We start from the raw sequence: 25,815 nt of genomic DNA on the forward strand, positions 1-25,815 counted from the left end.
CTGCCGCTGCCCGGTGGCTCGCAACGAACTCTGTACGGCAGGAGCGGGGGACCCACAGGTAAGTCGCCGGACCGGAGTTCGCGCTGTTCACAGCGCGGACCACCAGGACCGGCTAGGGGTGAAGCCGCGCATGCGGCCGGGCAACTCCAGCCCGAACCCGACAGCTCACCTCGCAGGCGTCGGAGAGGAAAATTCCATGCCTGCACAGGCTCGTCGTATCGCCCTGCCCCGTGCCGCCCGCATCGGCATCGCCACCGCCGTCACCGGCGTGTCGTTCGTCCTGCCGCTCGTGACCGCGATGGGCGCCCAGGCGCACACCGCTCCGGCCGCTCCGGCCACCACCTCCGCCGCTCCCGCCGCCGCTTCGGCCCCGGCCGCCGGCCAGGAGAGCTACCGCGTCGTCAGCGGCGACACCCTGTCCACGATCGCCGAGGTCAAGCACGTCCAGGGCGGCTGGCACGCGCTGTACGAGCAGAACCGCTCGGTGGTCGGCGGCAACCCGGACCTGATCTTCCCGGGCCAGCAGCTCGCCGTCGCCGGCCACGCCGCTGGTGTCGGTGTCGGTGCCGGTGCCGCTGACGGTGCGAAGCCCGCGGCTCCGGCCAAGCCGGCCGCCCCCGCGAAGCCGGCCGCTCCGGCCACCCAGGCCGCCGCGGCCGCCGCGGACACCCAGCTCCAGGTCCGCACCGAGGCCGCCGTGCCGGGCGCCCAGCTGCAGACCCAGGTGCAGACCGCCGCCCCGGCCCAGGCCGTCACCGCCGTCCCGGTCGCCGCCACCTCCGGCTACGTCGCCCCGCTCGCCAAGCCGGTGCTGGGCGAGGCCTACGGCGTGGCCGGCTCGATGTGGGCCTCCGGCCACCACACCGGCCAGGACTTCGTCTGCTCCACCGGCACCCCGCTGCGCGCCGTCGCCAACGGTGTCGTGGTGAAGGCCGGCAACGACGGCGCCTACGGCAACGAGGTCGAGATCAAGCTCGCCGACGGCAAGTACGCGCAGTACGCGCACCTCTCCTCGATCGGCGTGAAGGTCGGCCAGAACGTCACCGCCGGCCAGCAGCTGGGCTACTCGGGTGCGACCGGCAACGTGACCGGCCCGCACCTGCACTTCGAGATCCGTACCGGTCCGGAGTACGGCTCGGACATCGACCCGGTCGGCTACCTGCGGGCGCACGGCGTCGCGCTCTGAGCCGCCGGTCCGCTGCGGGGTTCCTCCGGTTCGCTCCGGGGTTTCCGAACCACCGCCGGTGCGGGGCGAATCGACCGCCCGGGATGGTCATGTCGGGTGACCGCTCGACCGGGTGATCGCCGCACCGGTGGATCTGGGCGCGGGACACGCCCACGGCCGGCCCCGGCCGCACGGAACACTTCCGTGCGGCCGGGGCCGGCCACTGCCGTTTCCCCGTCCGGGCCCGTGCGAGGGGTCGAACACCGCGTCAACTCCCGTGGTTCGTGGGATGATCTCCGGTTCCGTCGGCCGCCCGCCGCCGCGCGATCCTGTCCGCAGTCAGCGCCCGGCCGGTCCGGCGGACGGGTGCGCCCGGGTGGACGAGGAGGCCGGATGACCGTCCGGAGCGGGGAGGCGGCCGAGCGGCGGGTCGGGTCGGGCGGGGTGGACCGGCTGAAGGCGGGTTCGGTCGGGCTGGTGGGCGTGGTGTTCATGGCGGTCGCCACCGCCGCCCCGATCACCGCGATGACCGGCAATCTGCCGATCATCATCGGGCAGGGCAACGGGGTCGGCGCACCGGCCGCGTACGTGCTGGCGACCGTGGTGCTGACGGTGTTCTCGGTCGGCTACGTGGCGATGGCCCGCCACATCACGGCCGCCGGAGCGTTCTACGGCTACGTCTCGCACGGGCTGGGCCGGGTGGCCGGGATGGCGTCGGGGCTGCTCGCGCTGCTGGCGTACATCGTCTTCGAGGCCTCGGTCATCGGCTTCTTCGCGTACTCGCTGCGCGGACTCGTCCGGGCCCAGGCCGGGGTGGAGCTGGGTTGGGGCTGGTACGCCCTGGCCGGGCTGACCGTGATCGGGGTGACGGCCTGGTTCGACCTGCATCTGACGACCCGGGTGCTCGGGGTCGCGCTGCTGCTGGAGATCGCGGTGCTGGGCGCGCTCGCCCTGGCCGTGCTGGCCTCCGGCGGCGGGCCGGAGGGGGTCGTAGTCGAGGCCGTGAATCCGCTGAACGGGCTGAAGGGCGTGGGGAGTTCGGGCACGGCGGCGGCCGGGGTGGGGCTGGTCTTCGCCTTCTGCTCCTGGGTGGGCTTCGAGTCGACGGCGATGTACGGGGAGGAGTCGCGCGACCCGAAGCGGGTGGTGCCGCGAGCAACCATGGTGTCGGTGGTCGGGATCGGGCTGTTCTACGTGTTCGTGTCCTGGATGATCCTCTCCGGCAACGGCGCCGAGCACGCCGTCGCGGTGGCGGGCGGCGAGGTGCCGGGCAAGGACGGCAGCAGCCTGTTCCTCGACCCGCTGGGCGAACACCTCGGCGGCTGGGCGGTGACGGTGTTCCGCTGGCTGCTCGTCACCGGGTCGTTCGCCTGCGCGATGGCCTTCCACCAGTGCGCGGCACGGTACTTGTACGCGATCGGGCGGGAGGGGCTGCTGCACCCGGCGCTCGGGCGGACCCATCCGCGGCACGGCTCGCCGTACGTCGCCTCGGTGGTGCAGTCGGTGGTCGCGACCGGGCTGGTGCTGGCGTTCCTGGCGGCCGGGATGGATCCGTACGTCCATCTGTACACGCTGCTGGCGCTGTTGGGGACGCTGGCGATCCTGGTCGTGCAGACGCTGTGCTCCTTCGCGGTGGTGGGGTACTTCCACGTGCAGGGCCGGCACCCGGAGACCGCGCACTGGTGCCGGACCCTGCTCGCTCCGCTGGTCGGCGGGGTGGCGATGGGCGCGGTGGTGGTGCTGCTGGTGCTGAACCGGGGCGCGGTGGCCGGGGCGGCGGCGGGCACCCTGGTCTTCCGGCTGATCCCGTACCTGGTGGTCGGGGTGTTCCTGGGCGGGATCGGGACGGCGCTGGTGCTGCGGCGCCTCCGGCCGGAGCTGTACGCGCGGATGGGGCGGATCGTGCTGGAGGACGCGGTGGAGCGGTGAGCCCGGTCAGGCCGGTCGGTCCGGTCGGCCCGGTCAGGCCGGTCGGTCCGGTCGGTCCGGTCAGCTCCGGTGGACCGGCAGGCCGTGTTCGGCGGCGCTCAGCAGGGCGTGCATCCGGTGCCCGAAGTCCTCGGTGTCGCAGGCGGGTTCGGGGAAGACCAGGCGGACGTCGCGGTGGCCGGTCGGGTGGTCCAGGCGCAGCACCAGGCCGTGGCGGTCCAGGGCGAGCGGGCGGACGTCCGGGTGCCCGGCGAGCAGGGCCGGGTCGAGCAGCCGGGTGAGCAGTTCGAGGGCGTCGGCGTGGTCGTCGGCGAGGTGGGTGAGCAGGGCCGCCTCGTGCCGGGCCAGCGGGTCGGGGACGGCCAGGAGGAGGTCGTCGGCGGTGAGCGCACCGGTGCCGTACGGGGTGGCGAGGACGGCGTGGGCGATGTCGACCCGGAGGTGGACGCTGAGTCCGTCGTCGGCGAGGTGGGCCAGGTGCAGCCGACCGGCCAGGGTGAGCCGGGCGCGGATGCGGTCGCGGACGGCGACCGGGGAGACGTCGGTGACGTCGAGGACGACGGCCAGGCCGTCGGTGGCGCCGGCGGCGGCCGAGGTGAGCGGGGCGTCCAGCGGGACGCACAGGCGCAGTCGGGAGCCGTGGACCGAGACCGGGGTTTCCAGGTCGTGGTGCTCGCCGAGGGCGCGGACGGTGAGCGAGGAGGTCGCGCTGAGCAGACTGTGCACCCGGTCGGCCGTAGTGGGCTCGGGGACCTCGGGGTCGCCGGTGGTGGGGTGGCTCGTGTGCCCGCTGGGTGCGCTCATGGCCGGACCTCCTGTTGGTTAGGTGAGCCTAACCTAATGTCCCTTCGGGAGTGTGGCAAGCGGGGGTGCGGCGAGTGCGGCGCGTGGCGGGCGCATGGCGGGCGCGGGGTGCGGCGGCGGTGGGTGTGGCGGCGGCGGGTGCGACGAGGGCCCGGACGCGCGGCGGCGTCCGGGCCCCGGGTGTGTCGACGGCGGGTCAGGCGACGACGGCCTGGGCGTCGATCTCCACCAGCATCGGCTCCTGGGGGAGTTCGACGAAGATCGTGGTGCGGCAGGGCTTCACCCCGCCGGGCTTGACGTTCTCGTCGATGAACTCGGCGTAGACCTCGTTCATCAGCGGGAAGTCCGCGCGCTTGGTGAGGTAGACCCGGAACATCACCACGTCCTCGATGGTCGCACCGCCGGCCTCCACGATGGCCTTGACGTTCTCCAGGGTGCGGCGGGTCTGGGCCTTCACGTCGCCGTGGTGGAGGTACTCGCCGGTCGCCGGGTCCTGCGGGCCCTGGCCGGAGACCTGGAGGATCGGGCCCTTGCGGACGCCCTGGGAGAACATCCACGCGGGGGCGGGGGCGCCGTCGGTGCGGATCTCGGTCTTGTCGGACATCGGTGTTCCTTACGGGTTGACGGATCGTCAGTTGTGGCCGGGGCGACCGCAGTCGGCCGAGACGGCGCGGGTGGTGGCGAGCAGCTGCGGGAGGAGGTCCAACACCTGCTCGTACGGGAGGAGGACGTCGGGCACCGAGATCGAGGCGGCGGCGACCACCCGGCCGCTGGCGTCCCGGATCGGGGCCGCGACGCAGTTGATGAAGGCCTCGTGCTCGGCGTGGTCCTGTGCCCAGCCCTGGGCCGAGACCTTCTCCAGCTCGGCGAGCAGCGCCTCGGGCGTGGTGAGGGTGCGTTCGGTGTGCGGGGTGAAGTCGATCCCGGCGACCACCCGGCGCCGCTCGGGCAGCGGGAGGTCGGCCAGCAGCACCTTGGAGACGGCGGCGCTGTGCAGGGCGGCGCGCAGGCCGATCCGGGAGTACATCCGGACGGGGTGGCGGGAGTCGAACTTGTCGATGTAGACCACCTCGCCGCCCTCGTAGGCCGCCAGGTGCACGGTCTGGCCGGTGGCGGAGTTCAGCTCGGCGAGGTGCGGGGCGGCGATCCGGCGGATGCCGCGCTGCTCCAGGGCCAGGCCGGAGAGGGCGAACAGGCCCGCGCCGAGGTGGTAGCGGTAGGCCGCGTCACGGTAGACGAACCGTTCCTCCTCCAGGCTCTGGAGCAGCCGGAGCACGGTGGTCTTGTGCACGCCGAGGACTTCGGCCAGCTGGTCGAGGGAGCGCTCGCCCTCGCCGAGCTGGGCGAGGATGCGCAGGGCGCGGGTGACGGTCTGGCTCATCGGGCTCGGGCTCCGGTCAGGTGGCTGGGGTTGCCGCTCATTCTGCCCGGGTCGGGGCGGTGGGCGGGGCAGGGGGAGCGGGTGGGGCGGCGGGAGCGGGCGGGGGTGGAGGGGAGGCCGGGCCGGCGGGCAGGGCCGGGGAGGTGATGCCCCGCGCGGTGACCCGGGTCGCCGCCCAGTCGGCCGGGGAGGCGTCGAGCAGGGCGGTGACCACCGGGGAGGGCGGCAACTCGGCCTGGTCGCCGTGCGTGGTCAGCGCGCAGGCCGCGCCCAGGTGGCCGAGCCGCAGCCGGCGCCGCTGGTCCAGGCCGTGCAGGGTGCCGGCCAGGTAGCCGGCCGCGAAGGCGTCGCCCGCGCCGGTGGCCTCGACCACGTCCACCACCAGGGCCGGTTCGGAGAACGCCGTGCCGTCCCGCTCCAGGGCGGTGACCACCCGGGCGGCGTCCTTGACCACCACCGTCGCCGGGGACGGGAAGCGGCGGCGCAGCTCGGCCGGATCGCCGGTGCCGAAAGCGGCCTGGGCCTCGTCGGCGCCGAGCAGCAGCAGGTCGGCGGCGTCCAGCAGCGGCGCCAGCACCGCCGGGTCGCGGTCCCGCCAGAGCGCGGGGCGCCAGTTGAGGTCGAAGCTGACCAGCCGCCCGGGCCGGTGGTCGGCGAGCAGGGCGCGGAGCAGCTCCAGGCAGTCGTCGGACAGAGCGGCGGTGATGCCGGACAGGTGCAGCAGCCGGGCGCCCGCCAGCAGTTCGGCGGCGGCCGGGTCGGCGAGCAGGGCGGGGGAGAGCGCGGCGGCCGCGGAGCCGCGCCGGTGGTAGTGCAGCCGGCTGCGGCCCGGTCCGAGGTCGTGCGGGTGGCCGGTGGTGCCGCCGACCTCCTTCAGGTAGAGCCCGGTCGGGCGGTGCGGGTCCACGGCGACGCCGGAGACGTCCACGCCGCGGGCGGCGACCTCGGCCAGCAGTCGGCGGCCGAAGCCGTCGTCGCCGACCCGGCTGATCCAGGCGGTCGGCACGCCGAGCGCGGCCAGCGCCCCGGCCACGTTGGACTCGGCGCCGCCGACGGAGAGCCGGAAGTTCTCCACGGCCTCCAGCGGGCCCGGGGCGTCCGGCAGCAGGACGGCCATCGACTCGCCCACGCACACGGCCGTGGGGGGAGGGCCGGGGCGGGTCGGCCCCGGGGTGTCCTGTCGCGGCATCTGCTGGGCTCCTCGTCTGCGGTGGCCGGCTGTCGACCCTTGCGGTGGTTCGACTCCGTTGACCGTGATCCGGCGCCGATGCTAGAACCGTGTTGCCAGCATGTGCAACCCTCGTTGCACATGTTGCAACATGGCGGATGGAGGAAGACGGTGCAGCGGACCTTCGCGGACGGCGACGGCTCGATGGGTGGCGGCTCGATGGACGATCGTGCGACGGGCGGTGGCCCGGCGGACGGTCGTTCGGTGGGAGGCGGCCCGACGGGCGGTGGCCCGGTGGACGGCGCCGCCTTCGCGAGCCGGACGGCCGGGCCGGGGATCGCCGAAGGAGCGGTGGCCGCCCTGGCCGAGGAGACCCTCGACTGGCGCTTCAAGGCCGCCCCGCCCGAGAGCTGGGGGCGCACCGTCCGCGACTGGCTCGCCGCCGGCCCGACCCTCGCCTCCCTCGGCACCCCGCTGCTCACCCTCGACGCCACCGCGCTCGACCACAACGTCCGGACCATGGCCGAGTGGTGCGCCGAGGCCGGCGTCGCGCTCGCCCCGCACGGCAAGACCACCATGGCGCCCGACCTCTGGCGGGCTCAACTCGCCGCCGGAAGCCACGGGATCACCCTCGCCAACCTGCCGCAGGTGCGGGTCGCCCGGGCCTTCGGGGTCCAGCGGATCCTGCTCGCCAACTCCCTGCTCGACCCGGCCGGACTGGCCTGGCTCGCCGCCGAACTCGCCGCCGACCCGGGCTTCGCCTTCCTCGGCTGGATCGACTCCGTCGAGGGCGTGCGGCTGATGGACCGGGCGCTGCGTGCCGCCGGTGCCGAGCGGCCGGTCGAGGTGCTCGTCGAACTCGGCGGCCCCGGCGGGCGGACCGGCGCGCGCGGCGTGGACGCGGCCGTCGAGGTCGCCGCCGCCGTCCTGCGCGCTCCCACCCTGCGCCTGGCCGGCGTCGGCGGCTACGAGGGCGCCCTCGCGCACGACGCCGGCACCGAGGGCCTGGCCGCCGTGCGCGGCTACCTCAGGACCCTCGGCGAGCTGCACGGGCGACTGGCCGGCGCCTACCCGGACGGTGTGCCGCCCGTGGTCTCGGCCGGCGGCAGCGCCTACTTCGACCTGGTGGCCGAGGAGTTGGCCGCGCTGCCGGAGGCCCTGGTGGTGCTGCGTTCGGGGGCGTACATCGCCCACGACGACGGGTTCTACCGGGGCATCTCGCCGCTCGCCCGGGGCGCCGGGGAGACCCCCTTCCGCTCCGCGCTGCACGGTTGGGCCCGGGTGGTCTCCCGGCCGGAGCCGCAACTGGCGCTGCTGGACGCCGGCAAGCGCGACCTGCCCTTCGATGAGGGCCTGCCGGAGCCGCAACTGGTGCGCGGCGGAGCCGTGTTGACCGGGACGGCGGCGCGGATCACCGCCCTCAACGACCAGCACGCCTTCCTGCGGGACGCCGGCGACCTGGCACCGATCGGTGCGGTGCTGCGGCTCGGCGTCTCGCACCCGTGCACCGCCTTCGACAAGTGGACGGCGATCCCGGTACTGGACTCCGCGGACGCGGCCGAGCCGAAGGTCACCGGACTGGTCAGGACGTTCTTCTGATGACGGAGGTGGCGAGAACGGCGGACCGGGGCGCCCTCGGCGGGCGGACCACGGTCTTCACGGGGGCGACGGTCGTCGACGGCACCGGCGCCGAGCGTTACCGCGCGGACGTGCGGATCGACGACGGGCTGATCACCGAGATCGGCACCGGACTGGGCGGCGCGACCCGGGTGGACGCCGACGGACTGGTGCTCGCCCCCGGCTTCATCGACATGCACGCCCACTCGGACCTCGCCCTGCTGCTCGAACCCGAGCATCCCGCCAAGGTCACCCAGGGCGTCACCTGTGAGGTCCTCGGCCAGGACGGCCTGTCCTACGCGCCCGTGGACGACACCACCCTGCCCGCCCTGCGCCGCCAACTGGCGGGCTGGAACGGCGATCCGGCGGACTTCGACTGGGACTGGCGGGACGTCGCCGGCTACCTGGACCGGATCGACCGCACCCGGGTCGCCGTCAACGCCTGCTACCTGGTCCCGCACGGCTCGCTGCGGATGCTCGCCATGGGCTGGGACAACCGCCCGCCCCGCCCGGCCGAACTCGACCGGATGCGCCAGGTGCTGGCGCAGAGCCTGCTGGACGGGGCGGTCGGGATGTCCAGCGGGCTCAGCTACACCCCCGGGATGTACGCCGACACCGCCGAGCTGGTCGAGCTGTGCACCGTGGTCGCGGCCTACGGAGGCTTCCACGCGCCGCACCAACGCTCCTACGGGCAGGGCGCGTTGGAGGGCTACGCGGAGATGGTGGAGATCGCCCGGCGATCCGGCTGCGCGCTGCACCTGACCCACGCCACGATGAACTTCGAGGTCAACCGGGGCCGGGCCGGGGACCTGCTGGAACTGCTCGACCGGGCGCTCGAGGACGGCGTCGACCTCACCCTGGACAGCTATCCCTACCTGCCCGGCTCCACCACCCTGGCCGCCCTGCTGCCGAGTTGGGCCACCGAGGGCGGGCCGGCGGCGACCCTGGCGCGGCTCGCCGACCCGGCGGACCGCGAGCGGATCCGGTACGCGCTGGAGGAGCGGGGCAGCGACGGCTGCCACGGGGTGGTCGCCGACTGGGCCACCATCCAGATCTCCGGCGTCCGCGCGACGGCGCTCGCGGGGGCGGTCGGCCGGACCGTCGCCGAACTCGCCGCGGAGCAGCGGCGCGGCGGGACGGAGGTCTTCCTCGACCTGCTGCGCCGGGACGAGTTGGCCACCACCATCCTCCAGCACGTCGGGCACGAGGAGAACGTCCGGGCGGTGATGCGCCACCGTGCCCACACCGTCGGCAGTGACGGGCTGCTGGTCGGAGCCCGTCCGCACCCGCGCGCCTGGGGCACCTTCCCGCGCTACCTCGGCCACTACAGCCGGGAGTTGGGCGTGCTCACGCTGGAGGAGACGATCGCCCGGATGACCGGCCGCCCGGCCGCCCGGCTGGGGTTGCACCGGCGGGGCCGGATCGCCCCCGGACACCACGCCGACCTGGTGCTCCTCGACCCCGCACGGGTCCGGGACGCCGCCACCTTCGAGCAACCCCGGCTGCCCGCCGAGGGGATCGAGTACGTGTACGTCAACGGCACCGCCGTCGTCCGGCAGGGACGCACCACCGGCGCCCGTCCAGGGCGCGCCCTGCGCCGCACCGACCGAGGGACTCTGGCCAGATGACCGACCTTTCCGACCTGTGGAACGCCCCGGTGATCGCGGTGGTCCGCGCGCCCCGGATCCCGGATGCCGCCGCGCTGTGCGCCGCGCTCGCCGACGGCGGCATCGGTTTCACCGAATTCACCTACACCACACCGAACGTGACGGAGCATCTGGCCGGGGCGGCCGCGGCCGGCTGGCGGGTCGGGGTCGGTACGGTGCTCACCGCCGAGCAGGCCGAGCGCGGGATCGACGTCGGGGCGTCCTTCCTGGTGACCCCCGGTTGCCGGCCCGAGGTCGCGGAGGTCGGGCGGGCGCGCGGGGTGCCGGTGGTGCTGGGGGCGCTCACCCCGACCGAAGTGGCCCGGGCCGTCGACCTGGGGGCCGCGGCCGTCAAGATCTTCCCGGCCCGGTCGTTCGGGCCGGGCTACTTCAAGGACCTGCGCGGGCCGTACCCGGACGTGCCGCTGGTGGCCTCCGGCGGGGTCAACGCGGGCAACGCGGCGGAGTTCCTGGCCCAGGGGGCGCTCGCGGTGTGCGCGGGGACGGACGTGGTGCCGCCGGCGGTAGTCGAGGCGGGGGACTGGGCGGAGATCACCCGGCGGGCCCGGGCCTTCACCCTGGCCTGCGGGACGGGGGCGGGGCGGCCGGCGGAGGCGCCGGGGGCGGCGAGGACTTCACGGGCCCAGGGGGCCGCCGGGACTGCCGGAGCCTGAGGGGTCCCAGGGGTCCCGGGTTCCTCAGGTGTCTGAGGTGCCTGAGGTGTCCGAGGGGCCTGAGGGGTCTCGGGGGCGGTGCGGCCCGGGCGGTGGTTCCGTGAAGGTGCGGGGCGGACTGTCGGGACGGCCGGGATCGGACGAGAATCGTCGTCACCCGGCTCAACCCCGGTCACCCCTCGGCGCGCGGGCCGTACGGCCCGCGCGGCCCCGGAATCGGCAGGAGGACCCACCCCATGACCTCGACCCGCCCCGGCCCCGACTGGTTGGCCGACGCCGTGCTGTACCAGATCTACCCGCAGACCTTCGCGGACTCCGACGGCGACGGCATCGGCGACTTCGCCGGGATCACCGAGCACCTGGACCACCTCGCCTGGCTGGGCGTGGACACCGTCTGGCTGAACCCCTGCTTCGCCTCGCCGTTCCGCGACGCCGGGTACGACGTCACCGACTACCTCACGCCGGCTCCGCGCTACGGCCGCACCGAGGACCTGGTCGCCCTGGTCGAGGCCGCCCGCCGCAAGGGCATCCGGATCCTGCTGGACCTGGTCGCCGGGCACACCTCGGACCGCCACCCCTGGTTCCTGGCCGCCGCCGAGGACCCGGCCGACCACCGCTACATCTGGTCCGACCGGCCGGTGGAGGGCTTCGTCGCCTCGCCCGGGAGTCGCCCGGGCTGGTACCGGCCGAACTTCTTCGACTGTCAGCCCGCGCTCAACTTCGGTTATGCGCGCAGCAGTTCGTCGGAGCCCTGGCGCCAGCCGGTGGACGCCGAGGGCCCGCGGGCCAACCGGGCGGCGCTGCGCGAGATCATGGCGCACTGGCTGGCCCTCGGCGTGGCCGGTTTCCGGGTGGACATGGCGTACTCGCTGGTCAAGGACGACCCGGGCCGGGCCGAGACCGCCAAGCTCTGGACCGGACTTCGCGACTGGCTGGACCACGACCACCCCGAGGCCGTGCTGTTCGCCGAGTGGGGCGAGCCGGCCGCCGCCGTCGCCGCCGGCTTCCACGCGGACTTCTTCCTGCACTTCGGCGGGGAGGACCACGGGCTACCGCTGCGATCGCTCTGGAACAACAACGGCGGGACGGTGGAGGAGTTCTGGCAGCAGGGCCCGTGCTACTTCGAGGCCGAGGGGCGCGGTACCCCGCAGACCTTCCTGGACGCCTGGCGCTCGGCCGCCGAACTCACCGAGGGCAGCGGCCGGATCGTCCTGCCCACCGCCAACCACGACTTCTCCCGGCTCGCCACCGGTCCGCGCACCGGTGAGCAACTCGCCCCCGCCTTCGCGTTCCTGCTCACCTGGCCGACCCTGCCCGCGGTGTACTACGGCGACGAGATCGGGATGCGCTACCTGCCCGGGCTGCCGGACGTCGAGGGCAGCGTGCTCGGGCCGCGCTTCAACCGGGCGGGTTCGCGGACCCCGATGCAGTGGACGCCGGGCCCCTCGGCCGGGTTCTCCAGCGCCCCGCCCGAGCGGTGCTACCTGCCGGTGGACCCGGATCCGCGCCGCCCGGACGTGCTCTCCCAACGCGCCGACCCGACCTCGCTGCTGCACACCGTCCGGCGGCTGATCACGCTGCGCCGGGCCCACCCGGGGCTGGGCACCTCGGGCGGGGTGGAGATGCGGCACGCCGGGTACCCGCTGGTGTACACCCGCTCCGGGCGGTACCTGGTGGCGGTGAACCCGCGCCGGGAGCCGGGGGTGGTCCGGCTGGCGGACGTTCCCGGCGGGGGAGCGGTGCGCGCGCTGGAGGCGCAGGGCGTCCGGGTGGCGGACGGTGAGCTGCGGGCGGACGGTTTCTCGTACGGGGTGTTCGAGCTGGGCTGAGCTGCGGGCTCTGTGGGCTCTGCGGTCGTCGCCGGGCCGTCGCCGGGTCGTCCTCGGGCGGCCCGGCTTTCGTCGACCGTCGGAAAGTTGTAAGCTACATCCATAGATGGTTGCATTTACCACCTGTATTGGTTGTATGTGCCACCTTGATCGAAGAGTCTGCCGGAGGACGGTACGCACGCCATGAGCACACCCCAGCACCCCGCCGCAGCGCCCACCCCGGGGCACTCGCTCAAGCACCTCGCCGTCCACCTGATCACCCCGCTGCTGATGTGCCTCGGCATGGCCCTCGCCTACCAGGGGGCCTTCCACCAGCCCGAGCCCCACCACCTCGAGGTCGCCGTCGTCGGCACCGGCGCCCAGGCGCACGGCCTCGCCGAGACCCTCCAGGCCAAGGCGGGCAGCGCGCTGGACGTGCGCTCCGTCCCCGACCGCGCCACCGCCGAACAGCAGTTGCGCGACCGCGACCTGGTCGGCGCCTTCGTCCCCGACGCCAGGAACCCCGAGCTGATCGTCGCCAAGGGCAACTCGGACACCTCGGTGGTGGCCGCCACGGCGGTGTTCACCACCGTGACCGACCGGCAGGGCGTCCCGCTGCACGTCACCGACCTCACCACCCCCGCCGCCGGCGATCCGACCGGTCAGGGGCTGTTCTTCCTGCTGGTCGCGCTGAGCATCGGCTCCTACGCCAGCGTCGCGGCGATCGGCGCCGCCGGCGCCGGGTTCTCCCTGCGGATCCGGGCCCTGGTCGGCGTGGCGGTCTCGCTGGTCGTCAGCGTGATCGGGATCGCCACCGCCGGACCGCTGTTCCACGTCGTCGACCACGATCACGCCGCGATCTGGGCGCTCGGCTGGCTCTACTCCGCGGGCATCGTGCTGATCGGCATCGGCCTGCACAGCTTCCTGAAGAAGTGGACCACGCTCGCGCTCATGGTGCTGTTCGTCATGCTGAACTTCACCTCCTCCGGCGGGATCTACCGCCCCGAGCTGCAGAACGGCTTCTTCGGCGCCCTGCACGGCTTCTGGAACGGCGCCGGCTACCTGGAGGGCGCGCGCAGCATCCTGTACTTCGACGGCGGCGCCGGCCTCGGTGGGCACGTGCTCACCCTGGCGCTCTGGCTGCTGCTGGGCGGAGCGGCCCTGGCCGCCGCGGCGCTGTACGAGGGGCGCGGGCGCCGCAGGGCCGCGGCGTCGGCTGCGGCCCCGGTCGGGGCGTCCGCCGAGGCCGAGGAGGAGATGGAGGAGGCGGTCGCGGTCTGAGGACCGGCCGTGCGGTGAACGGCCGTACCGTGAACGGCCGTACCGTGAACGGCCGTGCGGTGAGCGCTCGTACGGCGAACGACCGCAGGACCCGGAAGGCTCCACCCGTTGCCAGGGCATCGGCGGCGGGAGGGGATCGGCGGCCCGCGCCCGGCCTTGGACAAGCCGGGCGCGGGCCCTTCGCGCGGGCTGCCGCCGGTACGGCCGGGGCGGCCCGGGCGTGCGGGGCGGCCCGTAGGCTCGCGGCGTGCCCATCGACCTCCTGCCCCGTCCCGGCCGGACCCGGACCCGAACTCGGACACTGACCCGGACCCGGACCCGGACGCCGCCCCGGCGTCGGCTCGCCGTCGGCGCAGCCCTGTTGCTGCTCGCACCCGTCGGGCTCGCGCACCCCGGCGACCACGGCGCGGCCCTGCTGCTCGCCCTGACGGCCGGGTCCGTCGCGGCGGTGGCGCTGCTGCCCTGGCCGCTCGGGCGGGTCACGCTCGCCGCCGCGGCCGGAGCGGTGGCCGGGCTCTCGTTGCTGCTCGACCTGGGCTACTCGGGGTTCTACCGGCTGCCCGCGTTCTGGCTGCCGTTCGAATGGCTCGCGCTGCTCGGCGTGCTGTTCCGGTCCGTCCGCGGGCTGCCCGACCGCTGGGCCGGACCGGTCGGCGCAACGGTCGGGCTGGCGGCCGTGGTGCTGCCGTTGCGGTTCGCCCTCCGGATGCCGCACGGCGGTGGGGCCGGCCCGGTGGCCGCCGTGCTGCTCTCCCTGCTGCCGGTGCTCGCCGCCGCCGGGGCGGGGCTCTACCTGCGGGTGCTGGAGGCCCGCCGGGAACACGCCGTGGCACGGGCCAGGCGCGAGCAGCGGCTCGACGTCGCCCGCGGGCTGCACGACTCCGTCGCGCACGAGATCACCGGCATCGTGCTGGAGGCCCAGGCCGGTCAACTCCCGGGCCAGGAACCGGCGGAGACCACGGCCCTGCTGCGCCGGCTGGAGGAGGCGGGGCTGCGCGCGCTCGACTCGATGGACGAGATGGTCGGGGCCCTGCGGGCGGGTTCGCCGGAGTCGCCGGGTTCGCCCGGACCACGGGATACGCCGTCCGGAGTGCCCGGTTCGACGGGGGATCCCGGGGACCGCGGCGGACCGGAGCCGGCGGTCGGCACCACCCGCTGGCCCGGCCAGGCGGAACTGCCGGAGCTGGTCGCCCGTTTCGGCGCCACGGGCGGCCTCCGCGCCACCGCCGAACTCGCTCCCGGGGCCGCCGCGCTGCTCACCGCCGAGGCCGAGGCCACGGCGTACGCCGTCGTCCTGGAGAGCCTCACCAACATCCGCCGGCACGCCCCGCAGGCCACCTCGGTGGTCGTCCGGGTGGTCGTCGGCCCGGACGGGAACAGCGTCCTGGTGCGTGTCGGCGACGACGGCGGCCCGACCACCCGTCCGTCCCGGCTGCGCCGTCGCCCCGGCGCGGGCGGCACCGGGCTGGCGGGCCTCACGGCCCGCGTGGCCGCCCACGGCGGGGCGCTCAGCGCGGGGCCGCTCGGCCCGTCGGGCTCGTCGGGCCCATCGGGTGCTTCGGGCCCGTCCGGCCCGTCCGGCCCGTCCGGCCGGTCCGGTTGGGAGGTGGTCTGCACGCTGCCGGGGCGGTAGCGGCGCGGGGTGGGGCGGGGGTCGGCGTGGGCCTCAGTGCCCCCGGCCGCCGCCGCGGGTGCCGCGCGGGCGGGTGAGGGTGAAGCGGTCGACCGGCACGAGGTCCCCGTACGGACCGCTGACCGAGTAGTACGTGACGGCGATGGTGGTGTCGCCGCCGCGCTCGCCCGGGTCGACCTCGAAGGCGGCGAAGCCGTACGGGTTGTCGGCGTCGCGGAACGCGGACCAGGGGGCGTCCTCGATCACGTAGACCGGGGGCCGCTTGCCGGTGGCTGCGTCGACCGGGCCGACGCCGGTGATCACCCGGGCCTTGGGCGGGGTGAAGAAGAGGTGGTTGGAGGGGGCGGAGGTGCCGCCGCCGCCGATGACCATGTGCACGGTGCCCTTGGTGGTGTCGACGGTCTCGGTGCCGGTGGCGACCGGGATGGGCGTGCGGGTGTCGGTGGGCTGCTGGCCGCGGATCGGGTGGGAGCGCTCGTAGTGGTGCTCGTGGCCGCAGACCACCAGGTCGACGCCGTACTTGTCGAACAGCGGCACCCAGGTCTCGCGGACGCCCAGGTCGGCGCCGTTGAACTTGTCGGCGGTGGAGATGACCACCTGGTGCATGCAGACCACGATCCAGTCGATCCCCGGGTCCGCGTTGGCGGCGATCAACTCCCGCTCCAGCCAGCGCTGCTGGGCTCCGCCGGAGTAGCCGTGCACATAGCTGTTGCCGGCGTCCTGGTAGGCGACGTCGTCGTTGTTGAGGCTGATGACGCGTACCGCGCCGGCCGTGAACGCGTACCAGAGGCCGTGCAGTTCGTCGTCCGCGTCGGAGTCCGGGAGGTCGAAGTAGGTCTGGTAGGCGCCGTAGCCGATCGGGCCGTTGCCCTTCTCGTTCTCGTGGTTGCCGGCCGCGGGCATCCAGGGGCGGTGGCGGGCCGAGCGGGTGTTGTTCTCGAACCAGTCGGACCAGGTGCGGACCCGGTCGGTGGAGAGGTTGGCGTAGCAGAGGTCGCCGTTGACGAGGTGGAACAGCGGGGCGACCCGCTCGACCCCGGCGGTGGTGTCGCCCGCGGCGGGGCTGCCGAGGTTGTCGTTGACGTAGCCGTTGGCGGTCTGCTTGCCGAGCGTGGGGGTGCCCTGGTCGCCGAAGCTGGTGAAGGTGAAGGCGGCCCGGCCGCGCGGGGCGGTGCGGACGGTGCCGAGTTCGGGGGTGGCGCCGTCGTGCACGGCGGCGTAGACGTAGTCGGTGTCGGGCCGCAGGTTGCCGATCCGGGCGTGGTGCACCTGGACCTCGGTGCCGGAGTTGGCGTCCCGGTAGGTGCGGGTCTCGGCCTGTGCCGTCCGGCCGAAGCCTCCGTGCGAAGTCCCGTACATCACCCGGGGGTTGGAGACGGACGCGGTGGTGTGCCAGGAGACCGTCACCTCGCGCGAGGCGTCCGAGCCGAACTGCAGGTGCAGTCCGCCGACCCGCGGGGCGCCGGAGCGGTCCGGCCGTTCCCAGAGCAGCGGGGAGGCGGCGGCGGGGGTGGCCGCGACGCCGGAGAGGGAGACGGCGCCGCCGAGGCTCAGGCCGGTGGCCCCGGCCAGCAGTCCGCGCCGGCTGACGGGGGAGGCGGAACGGGCGGCGGAACGGGCGGCGGCCCGGGGGTCGACGGGGGATTCGGCGGCGAACGGGGCGGCGGGGGAGGCGGCGGGTCCGGTGCTGGGACCGGCGGCGGCGCGTCGGCGGGAAGCAGTCATGGCTGCCAGCCTCACCGGGCGGAGGTGAACCCCGCCGGACCGCCGGCGTGAACTTTCCCGGCGGTCGGCCGGGGTTCCCGGCCGGACGGGTGGTGCGGGAGACTGCCCGCTGTGACGAGTGCGAACGGCGGCCGTCCGCGGGTGATCCGGGTGTTGATCGCGGACGACCAGGAGGCGGTGCGGCGCGGCGTGCGGCGGATCCTCGCGGCGCAGCCGGACATCGAGGTGGTGGGCGAGGCCGCGGACGGGCTCGCCGCGCTGGAGCTGGCGGCCGAACTGCGGCCGGACGTCGCGCTGGTGGACATCCGGATGCCGCGCATGGACGGGCTGGAGGTGACCAGGCGGCTGTCCGGTGCGGTGCGGGTGGTGGTGCTGACCACCTTCGACCTGGACGAGTACGTCTACCCGGCGCTGCGGCACGGCGCGTCGGGCTTCCTGCTGAAGCGGTCCGGCCCGTCCCTGCTGGCCGAGGCGGTCCGGGCGGCAGCGGACGGGGAGAGTCTGATCAGCCCGTCGGTCACCGTCCGGCTGCTGAAGCACGTGACGGCGCCGCGCCGGTCCGCGCGGGCGGCCGCCGTGCCGGTGGTGGCGCTGACCGAGCGGGAGGTGGAGATCGCGGGGCACGTCGCGGCGGGCCGGACCAATGCGGACATCGCCGCCGAACTGTTCATCTCCCCGGGCACGGTGAAGACCCATGTGGCCAGCATCCAGCGGAAGTTGGGGGTGGCGAACCGGGTCGGGATCGCGGTGCACGCCTGGGAGGCGGGGTACCCGGTGCCGTAGCTGTGCCGGGTGGGCGGCGGCCCGGCGGGTGGGCCGGTCGTCGGTGGACCGGGCGCGGTAGGAGCGGCCGTCGGGTAGCCCGGCCGCCGGAGGAACGGCCGCCGGAACGGGCGCGTCCACGGAGTCGAGGGGATGCTCCGTGGACGCGCGGAACCTACGAGGCGGGGGCGGCCTCCGGACGTCACGTCCTCCGGCCGGTCGTTCGATCGTCGACCGAGGTAGTGCCGGCGGCAGACCCTGATCCGTCTCGATCTGTCGCTACTGCCTCCTGCGGTCGAACTTCCTTCAGCTGCCTCGCAGGTCCACCTCCCATCATGCGCCTCCTGGGGCGGGTGCACCAGGGGCAAATGGTCCGAAATCGGGCAGATCTCGCAGGTTGGAGCTCCGTGGGGGAGGGCTAAGGCTTCGGCCACCCGTCCACGAAGCTCAGCGTCCGGTGGTACGGCCCGTCCGGTCCGGTGCTGCGGTAGTCCTCGGTGCTGCTGCCGGTGCGGACGGTGCGGTCGCCGTCGTGCCGGGTGGCGGTCGGCCGCAGGGTGTGGTCCACCGTGGACCGTTCGGTGAGGTGGCCGCCGGTCGCGGTGGTGGCCACCCGGTGGTAGCCGAGGTCCATCGTGGTGTTCTGGTCGGTGTTGCCGGCCGCGTCACGGGCCACCTTGTACCGGACGTCCAGCGGTTCGCCCTCGTGCACGGTGGTGGTGCGGTGCGGTCCGCCGCCCCAGGTGGACGTGGTGCGGGTGAGGTCGGCGTCGTTGTGCAGGGTCACGTCGTTGCCGCTGTCGCGCAGTTGCTGGGCGGAGCGGAAGGCGAGGTCGTCGCGGACCTCGGTGGTGATCCGGCCGTGCGAGGTCTGCACCCAGCCGCGGGCGAGGTCGTGCCGGGCCGCGGTGACCGTCCAGTCGCCGCTGCCGCCGCCGTGGTCGGCGAGCCGCGTCGCGCCGGCGGCCTCGGGGGCGACCCGGTAGTCGGTGAGCTGCCCGGTGGTGCGGGCGGAGCCGTGGTCGACCTCGGCGAACAGGTTGACCTGGCCGGTCCAGACGTCGTTGCTCTGCGCCTCGGTGGCGTTGACGGTGACGCCGAGGCGGTGCGGGCGCCCGTCCAGCAGCAGGCCGACGTACGGGGTGAGGTCGAGCCGGTAGGCGGGCAGGTCGAAGGCGAAGACGCCCGGTACCGGCCGCCACAGCAGCGGGTCCCAGCCGCCGGTGTAGATCACCGGGTACGGCCAGACCGCCCCGGCCACCCGGCCGTCCACGGTGAGCCGCAGCTCGCGGAACGGGCCCTTGCCGCAGGCGCCCAGCGACGGGTTGGCGGCCGTGAAGGCGTCCGGCGCGGAGGCGTACGCGAACTCCTCGCAGGCGCCGCCGCCGCGGGCGTACACCTCGGCGGTCAGCCGCTCCAGGTTCCGCGGGAAGGTGACGTCCCCGGTACTGCCCGGGGCGGCCTGGGTGAGGGCGAACGGGCCGGTGGTGAGGACCTGGTCGGCGCCGCGGGCGGCGGGCCAGCGGTCGTTCGCGGTGTAGAAGGTCAGGCTCGCCGAGAGCTTGTAGACGCCGGTGTAGGTGGCGTCGGTGACGTTGGCGAGGTCGAGCGAGAACGGTTGCGGGCCTGCGGCGAACAGCGGGGCGTAGCGGGTGAGATCGCGTTCGACGTTCCATCGGATGCCGTCCGGGGAGGGCTCCGGGGTGGAGGACAGCAGCACCTGGACGCCGCCGATGCGGACGCTGAAGATGCGGTCGAACTGCCGCCCGGCGACCTGTCCGTGGAGGTCCAGGACCACGGCGGACCAGGGGCCGGCGCAGTCGGCGGGCGGGGTGAGGGTGGTGGTGTACGGGGTGTCGGGCGGGTTGCCGTAGCCGTTGCGGAACTCGCGGTCGTGCATGACCTCGACGCTGCAGGAGCGGGTGTCGGGGCGGGTGAGCGGCTTGGTGGCGGTGATCGGGTCGTGGTAGCCGCTGCCGAAGTCGGCGTGGGCCGGGGCGGCGGCGGTCAGGGTGCCGGCCAGGGTGAGGACGGCGGTGCCGAGCAGTCCGGCGGCCCGGCGGAGCAGCGGGCTGCGGGAGCGGTGGGGGGTGCGAGGGCGGCTGGGGCGCAGGGGGAGCAGGGCCAAGGTGGATCCCCGGGGTCGGGCGGCCCGTCGGCGCGCGACGGGCCGAGTGGGTGATCCGGGCATCCTTCCGGCGCTGGCATGTGACCGTCAAGAGTGGGGGTCGGGGGCTGCCGCGGGCCCGCCCGGCCCCGTGGGCCGCGGCGGTGGCGCGCCGCGCCGACCGGCCCGGTGGGGGGCCGCTGCTACCACTCCTCCAGCGCCGCGGCCTCCTGCCGGATCAGGTTGCGCAGCGTGGCCAGCGGGGGCCGCCGGTCGTCGGTGCGCCACTGCATCTCCAGCGGCAGGGTGGCCCGCCCCTCCAGCCGGACGGTGGCGACCTCCTCGGTGAGGTGGCCGGTCATCGAGCCGGGAACCAGGGAGAAGGCGCGGTTGCGGGCCAGCAGGTAGAGCCGGGAGCCGACGATCCGCGGCGGGCTGACCAGGACCGGCGGGTCGACGCCGTGCTCGGCGCACAGCCCGAGCACGTGGTCGTAGTACCGGGGGTGCTGCTCGCGCGGCCACAACAGCAGTGGCAGGTCGCGCAGTTCGGCGAGTCGCAGGCTGATCCGTCCGGCCAGCGGGTGGTCCCGGCCGAGGGCGACCCGGACCGGCTCGTCGGCGATCCGCTCCAGCCGGTAGCCGGGGACGTCCTCGAGGAAGCGGCCGAGGCCGATGTCGGCGAGTTCGCCGGCCAGGGTGGCGGACACCTGACCGGTGTCGACGGCGAGTTCGGCGGTGTCGAGCACGGGCAGTTCCTGTTCGGCCCGGCTGACCACGGCGGGCAGCAGCCGGTTCACCACGCTCGGGGAGGCGACGATCCGGGCCGTGCCGAGCCGGGACTCCTCGTGCAGCCGGACCCTGGCCAGCATCGCCCCGGCCTGGTCGAGCAGCCGGGCGCTCTCGGCCGCCATCACCTCGCCCGCCTCGGTCAGCGCGACCGAGCGGCGGCTGCGGTCGAACAGCTCGACGCCGACGGTCCGCTCCAGTCGGGCGACCTCCTGGCTGACCGTCGGCTGCGAGATGTGCAGCCGCTCGGCGGCCCGGCCGAAGTGCAGCGTCTCGGCGACGGTGAGGAAGACCTCCAGCTGCCGCAAGGTGAAGCCCATGGGGGTCATCCTAGTGCGAACCGATAGGCGACCGGCTATCGGAAACCCCAGGACTCATTCTGGTTTCCGATCCGAACCGTCCCTACGCTGAACGGCACGTTGCCCCATCGCAGTGGCATCTCACAGGAAGCCCACACCATGACCGGACTGCCCGCCAGCACCCCCGCCATCCAGGTCTCCGAGGAGGTCGCGCAGGCCGTCGCCGACGGCCGTCCCGTGGTCGCCCTGGAGTCGACGATCTTCACCCACGGACTGCCGCGGCCGCGCAACCTCGCCGTCGCGCTGGAGGCCGAGCGGCAGCTGCGCGGGACGGGCGTCGTCCCCGCCACCATCGGCGTGCACGCGGGCGTCCCCACGGTCGGGCTGAGCACCGAGCAGATCACCGAACTCGCCGCCGCCGACGGCCTGGACAAGGTCAGCCTGCGCGACCTGCCGGTGGTCGCCGCGCTCGGCCGGCACGGCGGCACCACCGTCGCCGCCACCGCCTTCCTCGCCCACCGCGCCGGCGTGCGGGTCTTCTCCACCGGCGGCCTCGGCGGCGTCCACTTCGGCGCCTCCGAGAGCTTCGACGAGTCCGCCGACATGACCACCCTGGCCGCCACCCCGGTCACCGTGATCAGCGCCGGGGTGAAGTCCATCCTCGACATCCGGGCCACCCTGGAGCGCTTCGAGACGTTCAACATCCCGGTCATCGGCTACCGCACCACCAGGTACCCCGGCTTCTACGTCACCGACTCCGGGCACGAGATCAACTTCGCCGTGCAGTCGGCGGAGGAGGCCGCCGGGGTCATCGACGCCCGCGACCGGCTCGACCTGCCGCAGGCCGTGCTGATCGCCAACCCCGTCGACCCGGCCAAGCAGTTGCCGCCGGAGGAGCTGGACGGCATCCTGACCCGCGCCTGGGCCGAGGCCGAGCGCCAGGGCATCACCGGCAACGCCTCCACCCCCTTCCTGCTCGACCACATCCAGCGCGACACCCACGGGCGCAGCCTGGAGGTCAACGTCGAGGTCTACCGCGGCAACGTCCGGCTCGGCGGCGAGATCGCCACCGCGCTGGCCGCTTCGGGGGTCCGGGGCGGCGAGGCCGCCCGGACCGGCGGGACGGGTGGCTCCGCCGCCGCGTCCACCGGGGCCTGACCCGTGCTCGGGGTGCTCGGCGACCTCGTCGAGGACATCGTGGTCTGGGTCGACGGCCCGCTGCGCCACGGCACCGACTCCGGCGCCCGGGTCTTCCGGCGGCGCGGTGGCAGCGCCGCCAACGTCGCCTGCTTCGCCGCCGGCCAGTACCCGGCCCGCTTCCTCGGCTGCGTGGGCGCGGACCAGGTCGGGGACGGCATCGTCGCCGAACTCGGCGGCCACGGCGTGGACGTGCGGGTGCAGCGGAGCGGCCGGACCGGCAGCATCGTGGTGCTGATCGACCCGGACGGCGAGCGGACCATGCTGCCGGACCGCGGCGCCGCCACCCTGCTGGAACGCGTCCCGGAGGACTGGCTGGCCGGCCTGACCCACCTGCACGTGCCCGGCTACTCCTTCGACGGCGAGCCGGTCGGCGGGACGGCGGTGGACGCGCTCGACCGGGTCCGGCGGGCGGGCGGCACCACCTCGGTGGACGCCTCCTCGACCGGCATGCTGGAGGAGTACGGGCGGGAGCGGTTCCTCGGCCTGCTGGCCGAGTTGGCGCCGACCTTCGTATTCGCCAACCGCTCCGAGTCGGCCTTCCTCGGCCTGCTGGTGGACGGCCTGCCGGGGCCGGAGCGCGACCGGCTGCCGACCACCACGGTGGTCACCAAGTCCGGCGCCGGGGCGACCAGCGTCGACGTGCCGGGCGAGGGGCTGTTCACCGTGCCGGTGCCGCCGGTCGCGGAGGTGCGCGACCTGACCGGGGCCGGGGACGCCTTCGCGGCGGGGTTCCTGGCCGGCTTCCTGGACACCGGGGACCTGCACCTGGCGGCCGGGCTAGGGCACCGCAGCGCGGCCCGGGTGCTGGCCTCACCGGGGGCCTCGGTCGGGGGGAGCTAGCGGGCACCGGCGGGTGGGCGGTCCGGGGGTGGGCTGCTCCGGCGGGTGGGCGGTCCGGTTTCGGGCGGGCCGCTCACTACGGGTGTCGTCACTACGGGTGTCGTCTACTACGCCGGTCGTCGTCGCTCCGCTCCGCTACTGCTTCGCCACCGCGTCCTTGCGGAGGAAGTGCTTCAGCCGCTGCCACGTCCAGGCGTTGACCACGTCCTCGACGGTGAGCCAGCCGCGTTGCGCCGTACCGATGCCGAACCGCGGGTAGCCCAGCTGGCCGGTGGCGTGGGCGTCGCTGTCGATCGCGAACCGCACGCCGTGCCGCTTGGCCCGCAGCACGTCCTCGTCGCGCAGGTCCAGCCGCTGCGGCGAGCTGTTGATCTCGATCGCGGTGCCGGTGCGCGCGGCGGCCGCGAACACCGCGTCCAGGTCGACGTCGATCGGACCGCGCCGACCGATCCGGCGGGTGGTGAGGTGCCCGATGACGTGGACGTACGGGTTCTCGCAGGCGCGGATCAGCCGACGGGTCTGGGCGGCGCGGTCGAGGGTGAAGTGCGAGTGCACGGAGGCCACGCAGACGTCGAAGCCGGCCAGGAACTCGGGCGGCCAGTCCACCCCGCCGTCCGGCCCGATGTTCAGCTCGGTGCCGTGCAGGAGGCGCAACTTCCGGTGGCGGTCGGCGAGTCGGCGCAGTTCCGCGCGCTGGGCGAGCATCTTCTCGTCGGTCATCCGCTGCATCACCAGGTCCGGCGCGTGGTCGGTGACGGCGTAGTAGGAGTAGCCGCGGGCCGCCGCCGTGTCGACCATCTCGGTGAGGGTGGCCAGCCCGTCGGTCAGGTCGGTGTGGGTGTGCAGGTCGCCGCGCAGGTCCGACTCCCGGATCAGGTCCGGGAGTTCGCCGTTCAGCGCGGCCTCGATCTCGCCCCGGTCCTCGCGCAACGGCGGCGGGATCCAGGGCAGGCCGAGCGCCGCGTAGACCTCCTCCTCGGTCGCGGAGACCACCTTGGCGCCGTCCCGGGCGCCCTGCCGCGAGCCCTTGCCCGCCCTGCCCGCCCTGCTCCTCTCGTCGCCCTTGCCGCCGTTGTCGCCCCTGCCCTCCGCGCCGTCCGGCTCGTCGTCGACCTCGAACAGCCCGTACTCGGAGAGCTTCAGACCGGCCCGCACCGCCCTGGTGCGCAACTTGATGTTGTGCGCCTTGGAACCGGTGAAGTAGACCAGCGCGGCGCCCCAGTCCTCCTCGGGGACGACCCGCAGGTCCACCTGGATCCCCTCCGTGGTGCGCACCGAGGTCTTGGTCGGCCCGCTGCCGATCACCTCGGCCACGTACGGGAGTTCGGTGAGCGCGGCCATCAGCGGCGCGGAGTCGGCGGCGGTCGCCAGCACGTCGATGTCGCCGACCGTCTCGCGCATCCGGCGCAGCGAACCCGCGTACGCGCAGCGGGTGCAGCCGGGAACGGCGGAGAGCGCCTCGACCAGTTGCTCGGCCAGCTCGGTCGCGGTGTCGAGGAGGGTCCGGCCGCCGGACTGCCGCATCAGCTCGATGCCGTGCAGGATCTTCTCCCCGCTGCGCTCGCCGAAGCCGGCCAGGTCGGAGAGCCGGTCGGCGCGGACCGCGGCGGCGAGTTCGTCCACGGAGGCGATGCCGAGGTCGCGGTGGAGGGCGAGGGCGCGCTTCGGGCCGACCCCGGGGACGGCCGTCATCTCCCGTACGCCGGGCGGGATCTCGGCGCGCAGGGCGTCCAGCGCGGCGATCGTTCCGGAGCCGAGGTACTCGGCGATCTTCTCGGCGGTGGACCGGCCGACGCCGGGGATCTGCTGGAGTCCCCTGACGTCCAGGTCGGCCAGGTCCTCGGGGTGCGCGCCGACGGCCCGGGCGGCCTTCTCGTAGGCGCGGGCCCGGAAGGCGTCCCCGCCGGTGATGTTGATCAGGTCGGCGTACTCCTGGAGCAGGTCCCTGACCTGGTCGTTGAGCCGGGGCATGGGGCAAGTCTAGGTTCGGCGGGCTCCGGTCGCCGTTCGCCGTCGGTGCTCGCCGTTCGCGGCTCCGGGGCGGGCCCGGGTCCGGTCGGGGAGCCGGGACGGGAGGCCCGGCGGTCAGTCGTAGGCGACCGCGAGCAGCAGCACCACGGTCAGGCCGCCGCCGGGGGTCGGTTCGACCGTGAGCCCTCCGCCGGCCGCCAGTACCAGGCCCTGCAGGGCCGGGCCCACCGGTTCGGCGGCCCGTGCGTCGGTCGGCGGCCGTTCCCGGCTCCCCGGCGGCTCGTAGCTACCGCGGTCGGATATCCGCAGCTCCACCCGCTCCCGGCCGCTCCCGCTGCTGCGCCCGCAGGCCGTCCGTCCGCCCGCCGTCCGTCCGGTCGGGGTTCGTCCGGTGGGGGTCCGTCCGGTCGGGGTCCGGGGCGCCGCCGGGCCGGTGCGCCGGACGTCCGCCCGGACCAGCACCCGGCCGCCCAGCGGGCTGCGCCGGATCGCGTGGTCGAGCAGCCCGGCGATCGCGGCCTCCAACCGGCGGCCGTCCCCGGCCACCACCGGCAGCCCCGGGGCCAGGCGGACCGTGACGGCCGCCGCCCGGCCGCCGCCGCGCACCACCCGGTGCACCACCTCGGCGAGCTGGACGTGCCGCGCCTGCGGCTCGCAGCCGGCCTGCCGACCGGTCCAGCACAGCTGGTCGAGCTCCGTCCGGGACAGCGTCCGGGGCCCGGCCATGGCGACCCGCGGGAACGGGCCGAGGCCCTCCGCCGCGCCCTGACCGCCCTTGCGCCGGGCGCCGCCGCGCGCGCCACCGAGGACGCCCAGTACCCGGGCACCCGACGCGACGTAGCCCCAGAGCTTCCCGCGTGCCATCGCCCTGCCCCTCGTGCCGGACCGGCGGCCGTCATCGAGTCCGCGGCCGACCGGGGCGGGCCGCTTCCCGGGCCCTGGTGCCAGCCTGCGCCTCCGCCGTCCGGGTGACAATCCGGCTCCGGGACCCGAACCGGGCCGCGGCCCCCGCCGAGCGG

General features: G+C 74.8%; 20 protein-coding genes and 1 riboswitch. Of the genes, 11 read left to right on the forward strand and 9 right to left on the reverse strand.

Translation table 11 applies throughout. The features are described 5' to 3' along the window. Nucleotides 1–11 precede the first annotated feature (11 nt). Nucleotides 12–194: riboswitch (cyclic di-AMP (ydaO/yuaA leader) on the forward strand. Nucleotides 195–196: 2 nt separating this feature from the next. Together AB0O91_RS25670 and AB0O91_RS25675 are read left to right on the forward strand one after the other, a co-directional pair. After that, the gene (locus tag AB0O91_RS25670; protein ID WP_363437272.1) at nucleotides 197–1,186 is read left to right on the forward strand and encodes a LysM peptidoglycan-binding domain-containing M23 family metallopeptidase; all 990 of its coding nucleotides are present in this window, start codon (nucleotides 197–199) and stop codon (nucleotides 1,184–1,186) included. A gap of 372 nt (nucleotides 1,187–1,558) precedes the next feature. Further along, complete coding sequence (locus AB0O91_RS25675; RefSeq protein ID WP_363437275.1) at nucleotides 1,559–3,094, forward strand: APC family permease; 1,536 nt, start codon at nucleotides 1,559–1,561, stop codon at nucleotides 3,092–3,094. 60 nt (nucleotides 3,095–3,154) lie between these two features. Here the strand turns inward: AB0O91_RS25675 and AB0O91_RS25680 are convergent, their stop codons facing one another. The 4 genes from AB0O91_RS25680 to AB0O91_RS25695 all read right to left on the reverse strand — a co-directional run bounded on the left by AB0O91_RS25680 (nucleotide 3,155) and on the right by AB0O91_RS25695 (nucleotide 6,468). Then, complete coding sequence (locus tag AB0O91_RS25680) at nucleotides 3,155–3,898, reverse strand: DUF2470 domain-containing protein (RefSeq protein WP_363437278.1); 744 nt, start codon at nucleotides 3,896–3,898, stop codon at nucleotides 3,155–3,157. A 196-nt stretch (nucleotides 3,899–4,094) separates the two neighbouring features. Next, a complete protein-coding gene (locus AB0O91_RS25685) occupies nucleotides 4,095–4,502 on the reverse strand; it encodes a RidA family protein (protein ID WP_363437280.1) in 408 nt (135 codons plus the stop codon). A 27-nt stretch (nucleotides 4,503–4,529) separates the two neighbouring features. Beyond that, entirely contained in the window at nucleotides 4,530–5,279 is a 750-nt protein-coding gene (locus AB0O91_RS25690; protein WP_363437283.1) for an IclR family transcriptional regulator, read from the reverse strand. Nucleotides 5,280–5,316: 37 nt separating this feature from the next. Beyond that, nucleotides 5,317–6,468 carry a sugar kinase gene (locus AB0O91_RS25695; protein ID WP_363437286.1) on the reverse strand — a complete coding sequence of 384 codons (1,152 nt, stop codon included), beginning with the start codon at nucleotides 6,466–6,468 and terminating at the stop codon, nucleotides 5,317–5,319. A 150-nt stretch (nucleotides 6,469–6,618) separates the two neighbouring features. Here AB0O91_RS25695 and AB0O91_RS25700 point away from each other — a divergent pair, with 150 nt between their 5' ends. From AB0O91_RS25700 to AB0O91_RS25725, 6 genes are all read left to right on the forward strand, one after another. Then, the gene (locus AB0O91_RS25700; protein ID WP_363437289.1) at nucleotides 6,619–8,046 is read left to right on the forward strand and encodes an alanine racemase; all 1,428 of its coding nucleotides are present in this window, start codon (nucleotides 6,619–6,621) and stop codon (nucleotides 8,044–8,046) included. Next, complete coding sequence (locus tag AB0O91_RS25705; protein ID WP_363437291.1) at nucleotides 8,046–9,692, forward strand: D-aminoacylase; 1,647 nt, start codon at nucleotides 8,046–8,048, stop codon at nucleotides 9,690–9,692. Before AB0O91_RS25700 ends, AB0O91_RS25705 begins: the two co-directional genes overlap by 1 nt. After that, entirely contained in the window at nucleotides 9,689–10,384 is a 696-nt protein-coding gene (gene eda, locus AB0O91_RS25710) for a bifunctional 4-hydroxy-2-oxoglutarate aldolase/2-dehydro-3-deoxy-phosphogluconate aldolase (protein WP_363437293.1), read from the forward strand. The genes AB0O91_RS25705 and eda overlap by 4 nt, the downstream gene beginning before the upstream one ends. 236 nt (nucleotides 10,385–10,620) lie before the next feature. After that, on the forward strand, nucleotides 10,621–12,213 hold the full coding sequence (locus AB0O91_RS25715; RefSeq protein WP_363437296.1) for an alpha-amylase family glycosyl hydrolase: 1,593 nt from the start codon (nucleotides 10,621–10,623) through the stop codon (nucleotides 12,211–12,213). Between the two features lie 183 nt (nucleotides 12,214–12,396). Beyond that, complete coding sequence (locus AB0O91_RS25720; protein WP_363437299.1) at nucleotides 12,397–13,473, forward strand: hypothetical protein; 1,077 nt, start codon at nucleotides 12,397–12,399, stop codon at nucleotides 13,471–13,473. A gap of 361 nt (nucleotides 13,474–13,834) precedes the next feature. Continuing rightward, entirely contained in the window at nucleotides 13,835–15,106 is a 1,272-nt protein-coding gene (locus tag AB0O91_RS25725) for a histidine kinase (protein WP_363437302.1), read from the forward strand. Nucleotides 15,107–15,139: 33 nt separating this feature from the next. Here the strand turns inward: AB0O91_RS25725 and AB0O91_RS25730 are convergent, their stop codons facing one another. Next, a complete protein-coding gene (locus AB0O91_RS25730; RefSeq protein WP_363437304.1) occupies nucleotides 15,140–16,831 on the reverse strand; it encodes a metallophosphoesterase family protein in 1,692 nt (563 codons plus the stop codon). Between the two features lie 111 nt (nucleotides 16,832–16,942). On the opposite strand from AB0O91_RS25730, the gene AB0O91_RS25735 reads away from it, so the two are divergent. Further along, nucleotides 16,943–17,614 carry a response regulator transcription factor gene (locus tag AB0O91_RS25735; protein WP_363437307.1) on the forward strand — a complete coding sequence of 224 codons (672 nt, stop codon included), beginning with the start codon at nucleotides 16,943–16,945 and terminating at the stop codon, nucleotides 17,612–17,614. Nucleotides 17,615–18,011: 397 nt separating this feature from the next. Here AB0O91_RS25735 and AB0O91_RS25740 read toward each other — a convergent pair whose 3' ends face one another. Next, entirely contained in the window at nucleotides 18,012–19,721 is a 1,710-nt protein-coding gene (locus tag AB0O91_RS25740) for a peptide-N4-asparagine amidase (RefSeq protein ID WP_363437310.1), read from the reverse strand. 182 nt (nucleotides 19,722–19,903) lie between these two features. Continuing rightward, nucleotides 19,904–20,806 (reverse strand): LysR family transcriptional regulator, encoded by a 903-nt coding sequence (locus AB0O91_RS25745; protein ID WP_363437312.1) that lies wholly within the window; start codon nucleotides 20,804–20,806, stop codon nucleotides 19,904–19,906. 138 nt (nucleotides 20,807–20,944) lie between these two features. On the opposite strand from AB0O91_RS25745, the gene AB0O91_RS25750 reads away from it, so the two are divergent. Together AB0O91_RS25750 and AB0O91_RS25755 are read left to right on the forward strand one after the other, a co-directional pair. Next, a complete protein-coding gene (locus AB0O91_RS25750) occupies nucleotides 20,945–21,943 on the forward strand; it encodes a pseudouridine-5'-phosphate glycosidase (protein WP_363437314.1) in 999 nt (332 codons plus the stop codon). 3 nt (nucleotides 21,944–21,946) lie between these two features. Next, a complete protein-coding gene (locus AB0O91_RS25755) occupies nucleotides 21,947–22,825 on the forward strand; it encodes a PfkB family carbohydrate kinase (protein WP_363437317.1) in 879 nt (292 codons plus the stop codon). A gap of 135 nt (nucleotides 22,826–22,960) precedes the next feature. On the opposite strand, the gene AB0O91_RS25760 is transcribed toward AB0O91_RS25755, so the two are convergent. Both AB0O91_RS25760 and AB0O91_RS25765 read right to left on the reverse strand, forming a co-directional pair. Beyond that, nucleotides 22,961–24,796, reverse strand: a complete 1,836-nt coding sequence (locus AB0O91_RS25760) for a helix-hairpin-helix domain-containing protein (protein WP_363437320.1) — start codon at nucleotides 24,794–24,796, stop codon at nucleotides 22,961–22,963. 114 nt (nucleotides 24,797–24,910) lie between these two features. After that, a complete protein-coding gene (locus tag AB0O91_RS25765) occupies nucleotides 24,911–25,660 on the reverse strand; it encodes a hypothetical protein (protein ID WP_363437323.1) in 750 nt (249 codons plus the stop codon). Nucleotides 25,661–25,815 lie beyond the last annotated feature (155 nt).

Origin of the sequence: Kitasatospora sp. NPDC089797, from assembly GCF_040684795.1 — a bacterium.
Classification (GTDB): Bacteria; Actinomycetota; Actinomycetes; order Streptomycetales; family Streptomycetaceae; genus Kitasatospora.

Coding starts and splice junctions, on each gene's coding strand:
- AB0O91_RS25690 (WP_363437283.1), bottom strand. CDS start 5,279: ATGAGCCAGACCGTCACCCGCGCCCTGCGCATCCTCGCCCAGCTCGGC.
- AB0O91_RS25715 (WP_363437296.1), top strand. CDS start 10,621: ATGACCTCGACCCGCCCCGGCCCCGACTGGTTGGCCGACGCCGTGCTG.
- eda (WP_363437293.1), top strand. CDS start 9,689: ATGACCGACCTTTCCGACCTGTGGAACGCCCCGGTGATCGCGGTGGTC.
- AB0O91_RS25750 (WP_363437314.1), top strand. CDS start 20,945: ATGACCGGACTGCCCGCCAGCACCCCCGCCATCCAGGTCTCCGAGGAG.
- AB0O91_RS25745 (WP_363437312.1), bottom strand. CDS start 20,806: ATGGGCTTCACCTTGCGGCAGCTGGAGGTCTTCCTCACCGTCGCCGAG.
- AB0O91_RS25705 (WP_363437291.1), top strand. CDS start 8,046: ATGACGGAGGTGGCGAGAACGGCGGACCGGGGCGCCCTCGGCGGGCGG.
- AB0O91_RS25730 (WP_363437304.1), bottom strand. CDS start 16,831: ATGACTGCTTCCCGCCGACGCGCCGCCGCCGGTCCCAGCACCGGACCC.
- AB0O91_RS25680 (WP_363437278.1), bottom strand. CDS start 3,898: ATGAGCGCACCCAGCGGGCACACGAGCCACCCCACCACCGGCGACCCC.
- AB0O91_RS25720 (WP_363437299.1), top strand. CDS start 12,397: ATGAGCACACCCCAGCACCCCGCCGCAGCGCCCACCCCGGGGCACTCG.
- AB0O91_RS25670 (WP_363437272.1), top strand. CDS start 197: ATGCCTGCACAGGCTCGTCGTATCGCCCTGCCCCGTGCCGCCCGCATC.
- AB0O91_RS25760 (WP_363437320.1), bottom strand. CDS start 24,796: ATGCCCCGGCTCAACGACCAGGTCAGGGACCTGCTCCAGGAGTACGCC.
- AB0O91_RS25695 (WP_363437286.1), bottom strand. CDS start 6,468: ATGCCGCGACAGGACACCCCGGGGCCGACCCGCCCCGGCCCTCCCCCC.
- AB0O91_RS25685 (WP_363437280.1), bottom strand. CDS start 4,502: ATGTCCGACAAGACCGAGATCCGCACCGACGGCGCCCCCGCCCCCGCG.
- AB0O91_RS25675 (WP_363437275.1), top strand. CDS start 1,559: ATGACCGTCCGGAGCGGGGAGGCGGCCGAGCGGCGGGTCGGGTCGGGC.
- AB0O91_RS25765 (WP_363437323.1), bottom strand. CDS start 25,660: ATGGCACGCGGGAAGCTCTGGGGCTACGTCGCGTCGGGTGCCCGGGTA.